Below are 13,773 nucleotides of genomic sequence, written 5' to 3' on the forward strand. Positions count from 1 at the left end.
ACCGCAGGCTCGGCTAGGCTCCCCTCGACCTCGCTGCCCGCACATCTGAGTACATTTGCGCGGGAAGCATCTCGAGCAGGAGAGTCGAGCCTGCGCGGGCGTTTGCGAAGAGCGAATAATCTGATGACTGAACGGAATTCCGAATGAAGCTTTGCGATAGCACTGCGGCGGCGATCCTTGTCATCGGTGCCGTGACCTTGGGCGCCGGAGTCTCGCATGCCGAGCCGGTCGCCGCACCCCCGCGGCAGGACATCACTTACTCGGTCAAGCTAGCCGACAAGACCGTCGTCGCCAGCGTGCGCGGCGGCACCTTCACCCTGTCCAAGGCGACGGAAAGCGAGCTCGCGGCGGGCGGCGAGGGGCGGCTGGTCGACAAAGACGGCACGCTGGTCGATAAAGACGGCAAGGCCGCCGATCTCGCCGATGTGGTCGATGTCGTGGATCTGGCCGATACCGACGGCCACGTCGTCATGACGCTGCCGCTGCGATTCCGGATTGCCGATACCGAGATCCCGGTCAAGCCCGTGGTCGAAAAAGACGGCACGGTACTGGAACTGGCGCCGGAGAAGCCCGCCGGACTCGACATCTCGCAGCCGCTGGCCGTCAAGCCGGTGGCATCGATGCCCGAAAACCAGCGCGCCCGTGATGAATTCGCCACGCAATTCGGCCTGGCCTCAGCGGTCGGCGGCTTCGTCGGGACCGCCATCGGCGCGGTCATCGGATGTGTCGCAACCATTGCCGCCGGCTGCATCGTTGGCCTTACCACCGGTGCGGCCCTCGGCGGGATCGTCGGCACGATAGCCATAGGTGGACCGGTACTGATCGCGTCCGGCGTGGATTACGTCAATACGATGTTGGCTCCGGACGGCGCCACGCGTTTCGCGGACAAGACGACCCAACCCGCGCCGACCACTACGGCCGCGCCGAAATAGGTCATCGGGTATACGCGGGTCGCTGGCCAACCGAAAGGCCAGCGACCGCCCTGCCGCGCGCAGCGGTTCGCCCGAGTACAGGGTGCGGCTCAGAATGAACGCACCCTTGAGTGCGCTCAACAGCGCGAAGGCGAATCGGCGCGCCTCAGGGGCGTCGAGTCCGTGACGGACGAATTACTGCCGAACGGCAAACTGGTCGAGGTCGACGACGCCTACGTCCCGTCCGTGCTCGACCGCCCGGAAGCCGTCGCCACGGCAATGTCGGCCTTCCTGACCGCCGTACCGCACACCTGACTCCCTCACCCACAGAAGGCGGCGTCTACCAGGCCGTCCAGGGCGGGCTTGTAGCCGAGGCCGAACAAGGGCGGGACTTGGTTGAGGCTGACGGTTATCGAGCGGCCGGGGGTGTAGCCACCGAAGACGAAGAACCCGTCCATGGCGCCGCCGTGGCTCCAGATATCGACGCCGCAACCGTTGGTGCGATGGAACAGACCGAGACCGACATCGTCGGGCAAGGCTGGATCGCCGCCGTGGATGGTGTGCTGCATTTCGGCAAGTTCGGTTGGGCGAAGCAGCTTTCCGGTGAGCAGGGCGGTGAAGAAGCGGTTCAGGTCGGCATCGGTGGAGACGAGCGCGCCATCGGCCAGGCCCCAGCCCGGGTCGATATCGGTGATGTCGACCTGCACGCCGTTGAAGATCTGATACGCGCGCGGGTGTGGACCGCGAATCACATTCTCCTGCGGGAATGCGGGCCAATAGGTGTCGCGCAGTTGCAGGCGGTCGAGAACCCGGGAGGTCACCTCGGCACCTACCGGCCGTCCCGTGATCTGCTCGATCAGTTTTCCGGCCAACAGGTAATTGGTGTTGGAGTAGCTGAAAGCCGAACCGGGCGCGAACATAGCGGGCATATCCAAACCGAGTCGGATCAGCTGATCCGCGGTTTGGTACCGCTGCAATGCCTCGACCGACCCCCAGTCCAATCGAACGAGATAGTCCGGAATACCGCTGGTGTGCTGCAACAGATTTCGGACGGTGATCAGATTCCCGTCACCGCCGGGGCCGCGCACCACACCGGGCAGATAATGCTCGATCGGAGCGTCGAGCTGGATTCGCCCCTCCCCCACCAATTGCAGCACCACGGTCGCCACGAAAGTCTTGGTATTGCTGGCGATTCGGACCTGTGCGTCATCGGGAAATGCCTCGTGCGTCACGAGATCGCCGACACCGCTATCGAACTGGGTCGCGTCGCCGTCTGCGGTGACGACCAGCTGCGCACCCGGAACGAAAGCCGAATGGACCAGGCCATCCAGCCCGGCTTGCAGCACGTTGAGGCGCACCGGTGCCGGTTGAGCCGAGGACGCCGCGAGATGCGGCAGCACCGAGATCATCAGTGCGGCGAGCAAAGCCGTCGTTACCTTGAACCGCCGCATTCATCCTCCGTCGCCAGGGTCCGCGCGGCCTTTGCTTCGGCGCGGACGGTGATACCCGCGCGGGGTCCCATCCGGTTCGCAGAAGAGACCGGCGCGGGCGCGTCGTTGGTCGGAATGTCTCGTCGGATCAGCCGTCATAGGACACATGCGGCGTCCAGTCGTCGAGGGGGCGGACGGCGGCGGTGTGCAATGCCGCGGCAACCCGCTCCCGAGTAAATGCCCCCGCACCGAGTACACCGTTGATCTGCACCGCGACGGCCCGGAAACCATCGGGTGCCATGGTGGTGTCCAGACTGGTGACGAGATTGCGCACCGCCGCCTTCTGCACGCCGAGGGAGGCGGCCTGATTCCACGGCTTATCCGCCGCCGCGCTGCCCGTTACCAGCACACGCGCACCATCGGCGAAGAACGGCCGCGCGGCCTGCACCGCGGGCAGCAACGCCGCGGCGCCGATCGTGAAGTCCTCGATCAACTCCGCGACGGTCAACCGCAGCGGATCCGCCTGCCGGAAGATGCTCGGGTTGAAGTGCAGCATGTCGATCTGCCCGTGCCGCTGGCCCACCTCGGTCACAATACGAGTGACATCCTCGGGATCGGCCAGATCCACACCGACACCTTCGGCATCGAAACCCTCGCCCAGCAATTCCTTCGCCAACGGCTCGGCCTCCGCGACGGTCCGACAGGCCAACACCACCACATATCCGTCGCGCGCGAAAAGACGGCCGACGGACAATCCGACTCCGGGACCGGCACCGAGGACGAGCAACACTGGAGCAGCCATGTATACGAGACTAGATCGTCAATCCGTGCAGATCACACTGTCCGATTCTTGCCCGCCCCGAGCGGCGTCGGTAAGACTGGAAAGGTTGAGCAGACCCTAGCGAGTGCAACTAGTCGGTAGCGGGCATAACCCGGGCGTGCGCTGTGTCGAATACCCGAAACGAAAGCTGAGGCGGCGAGAATGATCCGGGACCCAGGTCGCCGCCATGGATGACGACACCGTCGAGATTCCCAAAATCACCGAAACTCGACGCCCCAGACACCGACGAGCCGAACCGAAACCCCATCGCGGCCGCAATGCGGCAAAGATCGCGATGCGCGTTCTGACCTCGATCGCCGCGCTCGCCGTCCTGTCCGGCACTGGGTTCGCCTGGTCGGCCAAGACCGAATTCGATAACGGTTTCACCCACACCGATGCGATCGGCAAGGATGCGCCACGCTCACTCGGCGGCGATCTGAATATCCTGCTGATCGGCCTGGATACCCGCAAGGACCTCGACGGCAACGACTTGCCGAAGGCAATCCTGGACCAGTTGCACGCCGGCGACGGCGACAATGGCGGCTACAACGCGAATTCGCTCATCCTGCTGCACATTCCCGCGGATATGCACAAAATCGTCGCCTTCTCCATTCCGCGCGACGACTATGTCGCGGTATCCGGCATTCCGGGCTACGACCACGCCAAGATCAAGGAGGCCTACGGGCTGAAAAAGGCCGCCACCGAGACCAAGCTGGAAAACGCGGGCATGAAGGACAAGGTGGCTCTGGAACGCGCGGGCCGCGAGGCGGGGCGGGCCTCCATCGTGCAAACGGTGCGCAATCTGGTCGGCGTCCCCATCGACCGCTTCGCCGAAATCTCGCTCGTCGGCTTCTACGACCTCGCCGATAAGCTCGGCGGCGTCGATGTCTGCCTCAACCACGCGGTCGACGACAGTTACTACTCCGGCGCGGTCTTCCCCGCGGGCCCGCAGCACCTCGATGCCGCCAATGCGCTGTCTTTCGTGCGCCAACGCCACGGATTGGAGAACGGCGACCTCGACCGCACCCACCGCCAGCAGGCCTTCCTGACCTCGGTCGCCAAATCGCTGAAGGACACCGGCACGCTGACCAACTTCAGCAAGCTCTCCGGACTCATGGACGTGGCGCACCGCGATATCGTGCTGTCCGACGGCTGGAACCTGCTCGACTTCGCCCGTGACCTCGGCTCGGCGGGCTCGATCTCGGTCGAATTCCGGACACTGCCGGTGCTGCGCTACGACAATATCGACGGTCAGGACGTCAATATCGTCGATCCGGCGGCCATCAAGAAGGAAGTGCGCGCCGCCTTCGGCATCGAAACCACACCTGCCACCTCGACGCGCACCCCGACCAGCATCGTCGATGTCCACAATGCGAGCGGATACAGCGGCCGAGCCGCCCAGCTGTCCACCGCGCTCACCAAGCGCGGCTATCCGGCGGGCACCGTGGCCACTGGCACCCGCGCCGACGGTACGACCTCGACCCTCACCTACGGCATCGGCGCCGAGACCGATGCCGCGCAGCTGGGCGACCTCATCGGCCTTACCCCGACCGCATCGCCGAATGCCGAACCCGGCCACATCACCGTGGTCGTCGGCACCGATTTCACCATGCCCGCCGAACTCGTGCCGACCACCAGCGCGGCGCGGACCACCACCTCCGCCGAGCCCGTGCCCGATGCGGGCAAGCCGGTCGCGACCACGATCGGCAGCAGTGTGCCATGCGTTAACTGACGCCGGAGTCCGCGCAGGTCACACCCGCAGCGGCGAAATGGACCCGAAACGGCCGGTAAACTACGGCACGGGCCAGTATGTCGTAGGTACGCCGCAGGGAACGTACGGCGAAACACAGGAGAGTCATGTCGAGTCGCCGCTTCCGGTGGAAAGTCGCTGCGGGTTTTGCATTGGTGACGACGTTGCTCGTCGCCGGGTGTTCGTCGAAGTCGGAAACGCCGACCACCCAGGCCGGACCGCCGCCGCCCCCGATCGTCATCACTCCGGGCGGTGGCAACAATGTCGATCCGCTCGCACCGGTCGTGGTTACCGCGAATGACGGCATGCTCACCTCTGTGAAGCTCACCAATGAGGCGGGCCGTTCGATCGAGGGCATCTACACGCCGGACAAGACGGCGTGGAAGCCTGTCGATCCGCTCGGCTACGGGCACACCTACACGATCAGCGCCGAAAGCCTCACCATCACCGGCCGCGTCGGACCGACCACCTCGACCTTCAGCACGCTGGCGCCGAACAACCAGACCAAGGTGTATATGACCACCACCGGCGGCACACCGCTGGCGGACGGTGGCACCTTCGGTGTCGGCACCGTTGTGGTCGCGCATTTCGATGAGGACGTCCCGGATAAGGCCGTCGCGGAGAAGCGGCTCTCGGTGACGACCAACCCGCCGGTCGAGGGTTCCTGGTACTGGCTCGACAGGCGCAACGCGCACTGGCGGCCGCAGCAATACTTCGCACCGGGCACCAAGGTGACCGCCGCGGCCAACATCTACGGCGCGGACCTCGGCGGCGGCCTCTACGGCCAGGAGGACACCAAGACCACCTTCACCATCGGCCCATCGCATGTCTCCATCGCCGATGACAACACCAAACAGGTGCAGGTCTTCGAGAACGGCAATCTGATCCGCACCATGCCCACCTCGATGGGAAGGGGCGGCAGCGAGGTCATCGGGGGTAAGACGCTGACCTTCTGGACCCAGCCGGGCATCTACACCGTGATGGACAAGGGCAATCCGGTGATCATGGACTCCTCCACCTATGGCCTGCCGGTCAATTCCCGGCTCGGCTACAAGGAGGCCATCGGCTGGGCCACCCGCATCAGCACCGACGGCATCTATCTGCACCAGCTCGATTCCACAGTCTGGGCGCAGGGCAGCCAGAACCTCTCGCACGGCTGTCTGAACCTGAGCGCCACGAATGCCCAGTGGTTCTATAATTTTTCGATACCGGGCGATGTGGTCGAGGTCCGCAATACCGGCGGCGCACCGCTCGAGGTTTGGCAGAACGGCGACTGGGGCATGCCGTGGGACGAGTGGCTCCAGGGCAGCGCTCTGCACTGACCTCTTTTGCCGGCCGCACCAGAATTTCCGGACGAAAGTATCCGGTGTGGCAGAATCGTCGGCATTATGACCGTCTTGACCAGCGCTTCTCCGGACCGATTGCCCCGAGGGCCGCATCGCTTGACCCGGGACGAAGTCGTGACGTCACAGCGCGAGCGGCTATATCTCGCCGCTTTGGAGGCGGTCGCCGAACTCGGCTACGGCCCGACCACGATCACCGATATCGTCGGTCGGGCCCGGGTGGCCCGGCGGACGTTCTACGGGCTGTTCGAGAGCAAAGAGGAATGCTTCACCGCCGCTTTCGATTTCGCGGTCGATACAATCACCCACGAGCTCGACCGGGTGGTCACCGAATCCGGCGCTGCTACCTTCGATGAGTTGGTGCGCACCACGCTCGAGACCTACCTGGAGTTCCTCGCGGCCGAGCCTGCCGCCGCGCGGGCGCTGCATATCGAAACCCTCGCCGCCGGACCGGGACTCATCGCCCGCCGGGCCCGCACGCATCGGATGTTCGGCTACCGAATGATCGCGGCGGCCCGAATCGGCGGGCGCGCAGGCGAACTTCGCGCCGAACCCGACCCGGGACTGCTCGACGTCCTGCTCGGCGGTATCGACGATCGCGTCCGCGCCACGCTCATCGAATCCGGCCCGCACAATCTACCGGCGCTGGCCCCCACCCTCACCCGCGCCGCCCTACTCCTACTCGGTTCCGGCCCCACCCCGACCACCGCCGCACCGACGGTAGTCGAAAGGCGGCCAGAGCCCACTCCGTGAGCGACCATTCGACCATGGTTGACACCGTCATCGCGGCGAGACCGGGCTACCAGCCGGGGTCGGTGTCGACTGGAATGTTCAGCCAGCTCGGCTGATTCGGGTCCAGGTCGAGGTGCTGGGGGCGCAAGCCGCTCTCATTCAGCAAGGGGCGCAAGGGAAGACTGCTCGGGAAGTTTCCGGCGTAGATGTCGACGCGCAGCCGGTGCCCGGGCTGCAGCACACCGTCGGTGGCGAACAGGCCGATATCGATGACCGTCGGCTGGCCGGGCACGATCGGTTCACGGGTGTCCAGGGTCAGATAGGGATACGGGTCGGTGTAGTCGCCATTGGCCGAGCGGGTGGCCTTGCTCTGGTCGACGGCGCGCAGGGATGCGGTGCGTTGGCCGTGTGTCCATTGGGTCGAACGTCCGTCCGGCGCAACGTCGTTCAGGGTTACGTTCCAGTACCCGTCGGTGGCATCCAGGACGGTATCGAGGTGTATGGCGATCGGGCCGGAGATCTGCGTCGGCACGGCGACCGGCGCGCTGGTGAAGGTCAGACCATTGGTCTCGGCGATCCGCGAATCCTTCGTGCAGATATCCGGGAGCGGCAGGATGCCCGCCGTCCCCTGTGCACCGTCGCGTGAGCACAGCGTGGTGAGGCCGGGCGCGATCGTAACCCGGGCTGGTGCGCCCGGCTGCCCGGTGAGGCTGCCGTCATAGGCGCTGCCCGGCGCGGTGCCGGAGGCCGCCGCGTTCAAATACATACGGCGGTAATCCATATCGGGCCGCGGGAAGGCCGTGGTGTGGGTCCAGCCGCCGCCCTGCTGCCACAGGGTGACCTGGTCGTAGTCATCGATACCGTTATCGATGCCCTTGAGCCACTTGTCGAACCACGCGCGCTGCAATACGTCCAGGGCCGCCGGTCCGTCGGCGTCACCCATGCCCGAGCCGGTCGTGATGTGGTAATTGTTGTCCATCACCAGCTTCTTCTGGCTATCGGACACATTGATGGCGTTGTAGACCCGCGGCGATGAGTAGGCGAAGATGTCCTGCCAGCCGCCGTAGACGAAGGTCGGCACATCGATGCGATCGGGATGTCCGATCCAGGCGGTGCGCAATGGACTTTCATCGTCGAGTACCGAATGCATCTCGGGCGGAATCTGATCCATGCTCTGAGTGCCCAGCGCCATGATGATCATATTGAAGAAGGTGAACGGGTCACGGACGCGGTCCGCCAGCCAGGTCCAGTCGAACTTGCCCGCCAGCATGGACACCACATCGGGAATCAGCTTCGTGCCGTCGACGGCGAGCAGCCATTCCGGGATGAAACCGATGCCGAGTGCGCCACCGGGTGCGGCCACGTCGCGGATCAGATCGCTGCCCGGCACGATCGGGAAGATCGCCTGCAGCGCAGCGGGTCTGCGCTCCGCGGTCTGCAACTGGTTGATAGCGGAATAGGAGATGCCGCTCATCCCGATCTTGCCATTGGACCAGGGCTGCGCCGCCGCCCAGTCGACCACCTCGACGCCGTCCTGCTGCTCGCGATCGCCGAACACCTGCCAAATGCCCTCGGAGAAGCCGGTGCCGCGCACGTCGACGACTACCTGGGTGTAGCCGCTCTGCACCAGTTTGCGATCCACGGCGAAGGTGCGCGCGGTGCCGCCCGCCAATGCCTGTGCCAGATCACTGATTCCGCTCAGGCCGTAAGCCGAGAGATCGAAGCTGTGTAGTGCCTGCATCAGCGGCTCCGCCAGGCCCGGGATGGCCAGCACGGAGTCGGCGATATTCGCCATCAGCTTGGTGTAGGGCGTGAGGTTCACGATGGTCGGCGTCGGCTCGACGATCGGGCGGCCGGAGGCGTCGGCCGGATGGTAGACATTCGCCTTCAGCACCGTACCGTCACTCATGGTGATCGGGATGTCCCAGTCGATGTACACGTTCGGATACTGTTGCGACCCTTCATGGTTCGCGGTGAATTGCGCATCGAGGCCCAGGGTGGCCTGGGTCGGCGCGGCCGCGACCACGGCTGCGGCAAACACGGTGAAGGTGGCTATCGCAGCAGCCACTGCCTTAATCGGACGTCGACGTCGGATCATGTTTGCCAAACCCTCCCGGCAATGAGGAACTACCCCGTTCCCATCATCGAGTGGGTACAGTAACGTGCATCACCATTGGTACGCAACCGTGACTCATTACATCGCTCTGTGCAGCACGCCTTGCACTGTGGACCGCAATTAAGTTGCCGCGCATTCTCCCTAATCGGAGGTGCGGCAAGCGGACCGGCGTCCCCTTGCCACAGCCCTACGTTGGGGATTATTCGCAGGACTCGCCCCGCTTACCGACCAGTATCCCAATCCCCCGGCCGGATGCGACGCCGGTCGCGTCGGACGCTGAACGTTCCGCCCGGCCAGGTCAGGGTGTTGGTACCGTCCTCGTCGATGAAGTAGCTGGTGCAACCGCCGGTCGACCACACCCGGGTGCCGAGCAGTTTCCGTGCGCGCGTGACCCATTCGCGCTCGGCTCGCTCGGACGGGCTGTAGCGGCGAATTCCCTTGGCCCGCATATGCTCGATCGTCCTGGCGATCAGCTTCGTCGTCGGTTCGATGGCGAGGAACTGCGAGGTATGCGGCAGCGCCGTATTCGGTCCGGTGACCGCGAACAGATTCGGCAGGCCCGCGAATGCGATGCCGCGGTAGGCCCGAAAACCATCGTGCTGGAACTTCTTTCGCGTCGAAGTTGTCGCGGTACGGAAGTCCGGGAAGTGCGCGATGGAATCCTGGACGTGGAATCCGGTGGCCCACACGATCGCATCGACTTCATGCAAGTCACCGTCGGCGGTGCGGATGCCGGTCGCGGTGATTTCGGTGATCTTCTCGGTGCTCAGCCGCACATTCGGGCGGGCGAATGAGCTGTAGTACTCGTCGGAGACCATCGGTCGCTTGCACCCGAAGGCATAATCGGGCGTGAGTTTGCGCCGCAGCTCGGGATCGGGCACCTGTTCGGCCAGCACCTTGCGGACGACCCACTCGTATACCGAAACCAGCCGCGGATGGAATTCGGCGAAATGCATGGCCTCCAGGAACAGGAAGACGAATCCACGTGCCGCCAGGCGAATCGGTGGCACTGTGCGCAGTATCTTGCGCACCGTCGGCGGAATCGGCCGGTCCAGACGCGGAATCACCCAGGCCGGAGTGCGCTGGAACGAGATGAGCTCAGCCGCCGACTTCGCCAGCGCGGGCACGATCTGTACCGCGCTCGCCCCGGCCCCGACCACCGCGATCCGCTTGCCCGGCGGTTCGAATGACGGATCCCACTTGCTCGAATGCATCTGCGGCCCAGCAAAATCGGAGCGACCGGAGATATCCGGAATCGCTTCGGCGTGCAGCGAGAAGTACCCCATGACGACGGTACGCGCCCGGACCAGTCTGCCATCGCTCAGCCGCAGCACCCACTGTTCGGCCTCGTCGTCGAAATCGGCCTCGGTCACGTCGCTGTTCAGCTGCACATGCCGTCGCAGATCGAAGGTATCGACGACCTGCTCTGTGTAGGTGCGCAATTCTGGCTGGGTCGCGTACACGCGGGTCCAATCCGCGTTCGGCGCAAAGGAATACGAGTACAGCACCGATGGCACGTCAACCGCGCAGCCGGGATAGACGTTATCGCGCCAGGTGCCGCCGATGGCGTCGGCACGTTCCAAGATGACGAAGTTGTCATTGCCGAGGCGGCGCAGGTTCACCGCGACACCCAGCCCGCTGAAGCCCGAGCCGATAATCGCTACATCGAAATCCGACATTATCCAGCGGCTAACTGTGTACGGTCCGGCAGGAGCAGGTCGGTGAGTTCATCGAGCGCGGCGTCCATGGCCGCGGTGAGGTACGACATCGGCGGCAGCTTGTCCTGCACACCGAGGACGCCGAAATGCAGCCCACCCGAATAGCCGATGCAGGTGAAGTTCAGCGGATTGCCGTGCATCAGCAGTGAAATCGGATAGATCGTCTCGAGTCGAGCGCCGTTCCAGTACAGCGGGTTTCGTGGTCCCGGCACATTGGAGATGCCCATGGGGTGCGAGGACGCGGTGTTGGTCAAGCCGAAGCTGAGCCCGAGGATCCACGGCAGGGTGACCGCGAGTCCGTAGCCGATGACCTCGTTCGGAGCCATCTCGCCCATATGTTGCTTCGCGGCGCGGATGTAGTACTTGACCGCACTCAGCCGATCACGCGGATCGGCGATATCGGTGGCCAGCGCGGTGAACATCATGCCGGCGCGGGTGCCGGCGCGAGCGTCGTCCTCCTCGCGTAGATCGGTAGGCACGCCCGCGGTCAACGACTCTTCGGGCAACGTAGCGTGATCGGTCAGGTAGCCGCGCAGTGCCGTACTCACGAGGTACAGCACGATGTCGTTGATCGTGCAGTCACCCGCCTTCGCCAATCGCTTGAACAGCGCGAGGTCGTAGCGACGCCTGGACAGATCGCGCGCACCGGTGATGGTGCCGTCGAGAACGGTTTCCGGCTGCTGATATGCCTTCTGCGCCATCGTCTTATCGCCGCGTGCACGTCGGAATGCATCGCGGGCGGCGGATCCGACACCGCGCAACAAAGCCAGTACGCCGGTCAACGCGGCGAGCAGGGCACGGAACGGATTCGCCTTATCGGCTTCCGCCGATTCGGCGGCCGGGCGCACCGTGAACAGGTCCGGCACATCGCGGGCGTCGGCATCCTCGGTGAACGTATCGGTGAACAACCGCATGGCCGATGCGCCGTCGAGCAGGCTGTGGTGCACCTCGAGCAACAGCGCGAAACGGTCCTGCGCCAGTCCTTCGATGACGTGCAATTCCCATGGCGGACGGCTCATATCGAGCTGCTTCTGATGGATCGACGACACGAGCTCGGTCAACTGGTCCTGGCTGCCCGGCTCCGGCAGCGTCCACTCCCGGATGTGCTCGCTCAGGTCGATATCGTCGACCTCACGCACCATGGCCGCGACACCTGGCGGCGGGAACTTCAGCGGGCGGAAGTTCCACGGTTGCGGCAGGCTCGCCGGTGCGTCCAGTCCGGCCCGCCACTGTCGCAGGAACTGGGCCGCCCCGCCCTCGGGCGCGGTGAATTCCAGTAGGAAGGCGATATGCATTGGCATATCGGGTGATTCGAGCGACAGCCAGACACCGTCGGTCGCGGTCAGTCGATGCAACGACATCTACATCCTTAGAGTGTGCTCGGCGAATGGGGAGTCAGGCGGGCCGTCGGATCAGTTCGAGATCGAGATCGATGGGGATGACGGCGAAGTGGAAGCGATCCCTCGGCGGCTGCGCACCTGCGGGCAGACGCACCTCGAAGTTGCGGCAGACCATGCCGGTCACATTCTTGATCTCCAACATCGCCAACCCGCGTCCCGGACAGAACCGCGGACCGGCCCCGAACGGAGTGGAGACCTCGGGCCGATGAGTGCCGTGGCCGCTGCGCAGCCAGCGATCCGGATCGAAGCGCAACGCGTCCTCGAAGTTCTTCTCTTGCAGGCTCGCATGCTGCACATTGACGATTACCCAGGTGCCCGCCGGGATGTGCACACCATCGATCGTGGTGTCGACGGCGGCCTCCAGTCCGACGATCGGTGTCGTCGGCCGTAGCCGCATCGATTCGGCGACAACGGCTTCCAGATACGGCTGTCGGTCCAGTGCCGAGGGAATCTCGGCGACTTCCTCCCGAATCCGTTCCTGCACAGCCGGATTGCCCGCAAGGTGGTAAAGCAGCCAGGCCATGGCATTGCTGGTGGTGTCCTGACCGGCGATGAGGATGGTGAGCGCCTCGGCGAACAGTTGGTCATCGGTGAAGGAGGTGCTGCCGTCCTGCGCCAAGAGGAAGGCTTCGATGAAATTGGTCGGCACCGCAGGCAGATTCGCGCGGGCGCGGCTGATGACGCCGGTGAGATCGGTGCGCAGTGCGGCCAGCGCGCGCTCCAGCGCCCGGTCGTCCGGAAGTTTGACATAGCGCCAGTACGGGAGCGGGCTATTGATCCGCCGGTTGATGAGCGGGAAGATCAGCTCCAGGTGCCGCTGGATGATGTCGCCGGACTGTTCGATGGTGTTGATGTCGTAGTCGAAGGTCAGCTTGGCGGTGACGTCCACCGTATAGCGGGTCAGGTCGGCGCGAATATCCTTGGGCGACTGCCGTTCCCAGCGCCGTTGCAACCGTCCGGTGATCGTCTCCAGGGTGGGGTGGAAGCTGCGCAGATGCGAGGCATTGAAGGCGGGCATGGCCAGCTTGCGACGCAGCCGCCATGCCTCCCCTTCCAGCGAAAACAGTCCGTTCGAACCCATTTCGTCCATGACCGATTCGATTGCCGACTGCCGCCGGAATCCACCGGGTCGGTCCCGGAAGATCTCCCTGTTCAGATCGGGATCGCTCACGACAACGATGCGCCGTCCCGGCATCTGCAACTGGTAGAGCGGGCCATACTCATCGCACCACTCGTCGAACTGACGGTGCAGCAACGAGGGGCGCATCTGTGGAAGATTCCCCAGCAACGGCCACCGGCTCGGCCCCGGGAGATCATCCACGGTCTTGGCAGGTGAGATCGAGACGGACAAAACCGGCGCCTAACGTCGAACGGATCTGATGGAGGCTTGGTCTAGAAAAAAGCGCGAGAATCTAGTCTCGGAGCACAAAGAAAGGTCTGCCGAGTTTCTGCGTGAATGCGACCAGAGTCGGAGAATAACGACAGCCTCCCCGCAGTCGAAATATTTGGCCAGACCATGTGGGCAGCCTGCTGCCAAGAATGCCGAGGCGGGC

General features: G+C 64.5%; 11 protein-coding genes. 5 read left to right on the top strand and 6 right to left on the bottom strand.

Annotated features, from left to right (window positions below):
• Positions 1-143: 143 nt before the first annotated feature.
• Entirely contained in the window at positions 144-932 is a 789-nt protein-coding gene (locus AB0J47_RS25115; RefSeq protein WP_364350553.1) for a hypothetical protein, read from the top strand.
• Between the two features lie 162 nt (positions 933-1,094).
• Positions 1,095-1,226, top strand: coding sequence for a hypothetical protein (locus AB0J47_RS25120; RefSeq protein WP_364350556.1), 132 nt, complete (start codon positions 1,095-1,097; stop codon positions 1,224-1,226).
• Between the two features lie 5 nt (positions 1,227-1,231).
• Here AB0J47_RS25120 and AB0J47_RS25125 read toward each other — a convergent pair whose 3' ends face one another.
• Together AB0J47_RS25125 and AB0J47_RS25130 are read right to left on the bottom strand one after the other, a co-directional pair.
• Positions 1,232-2,362, bottom strand: coding sequence for a serine hydrolase domain-containing protein (locus AB0J47_RS25125; RefSeq protein ID WP_364350559.1), 1,131 nt, complete (start codon positions 2,360-2,362; stop codon positions 1,232-1,234).
• Positions 2,363-2,489: 127 nt separating this feature from the next.
• Positions 2,490-3,143: an SDR family NAD(P)-dependent oxidoreductase gene (locus AB0J47_RS25130; RefSeq protein WP_364350562.1), complete on the bottom strand. Its 654-nt coding sequence runs from the start codon at positions 3,141-3,143 to the stop codon at positions 2,490-2,492.
• Between the two features lie 205 nt (positions 3,144-3,348).
• Here AB0J47_RS25130 and AB0J47_RS25135 point away from each other — a divergent pair, with 205 nt between their 5' ends.
• The 3 genes from AB0J47_RS25135 (at position 3,349) to AB0J47_RS25145 (ending at position 7,007) form a co-directional block, all read left to right on the top strand.
• Complete coding sequence (locus AB0J47_RS25135; RefSeq protein ID WP_364350565.1) at positions 3,349-4,893, top strand: LCP family protein; 1,545 nt, start codon at positions 3,349-3,351, stop codon at positions 4,891-4,893.
• Positions 4,894-5,018: 125 nt separating this feature from the next.
• On the top strand, positions 5,019-6,233 hold the full coding sequence (locus AB0J47_RS25140; protein ID WP_364350568.1) for an Ig-like domain-containing protein: 1,215 nt from the start codon (positions 5,019-5,021) through the stop codon (positions 6,231-6,233).
• 66 nt (positions 6,234-6,299) lie between these two features.
• Positions 6,300-7,007, top strand: coding sequence for a TetR/AcrR family transcriptional regulator (locus AB0J47_RS25145; RefSeq protein WP_364350571.1), 708 nt, complete (start codon positions 6,300-6,302; stop codon positions 7,005-7,007).
• A 46-nt stretch (positions 7,008-7,053) separates the two neighbouring features.
• Here the strand turns inward: AB0J47_RS25145 and AB0J47_RS25150 are convergent, their stop codons facing one another.
• From AB0J47_RS25150 to AB0J47_RS25165, 4 genes are all read right to left on the bottom strand, one after another.
• Positions 7,054-9,054, bottom strand: a complete 2,001-nt coding sequence (locus tag AB0J47_RS25150; RefSeq protein ID WP_364350574.1) for a CocE/NonD family hydrolase — start codon at positions 9,052-9,054, stop codon at positions 7,054-7,056.
• Positions 9,055-9,323: 269 nt separating this feature from the next.
• Positions 9,324-10,781, bottom strand: a complete 1,458-nt coding sequence (locus AB0J47_RS25155) for an NAD(P)/FAD-dependent oxidoreductase (protein ID WP_364350577.1) — start codon at positions 10,779-10,781, stop codon at positions 9,324-9,326.
• A complete protein-coding gene (locus AB0J47_RS25160) occupies positions 10,781-12,181 on the bottom strand; it encodes a wax ester/triacylglycerol synthase family O-acyltransferase (RefSeq protein ID WP_364350580.1) in 1,401 nt (466 codons plus the stop codon). Before AB0J47_RS25160 ends, AB0J47_RS25155 begins: the two co-directional genes overlap by 1 nt.
• Before the next feature lie 34 nt (positions 12,182-12,215).
• Positions 12,216-13,541, bottom strand: coding sequence for a cytochrome P450 (locus AB0J47_RS25165; RefSeq protein WP_364350684.1), 1,326 nt, complete (start codon positions 13,539-13,541; stop codon positions 12,216-12,218).
• Between the last annotated feature and the right edge of the window lie 232 nt (positions 13,542-13,773).

Source organism: Nocardia sp. NPDC049737 (assembly GCF_040674755.1).
Taxonomy (GTDB): Bacteria; Actinomycetota; Actinomycetes; order Mycobacteriales; family Mycobacteriaceae; genus Nocardia.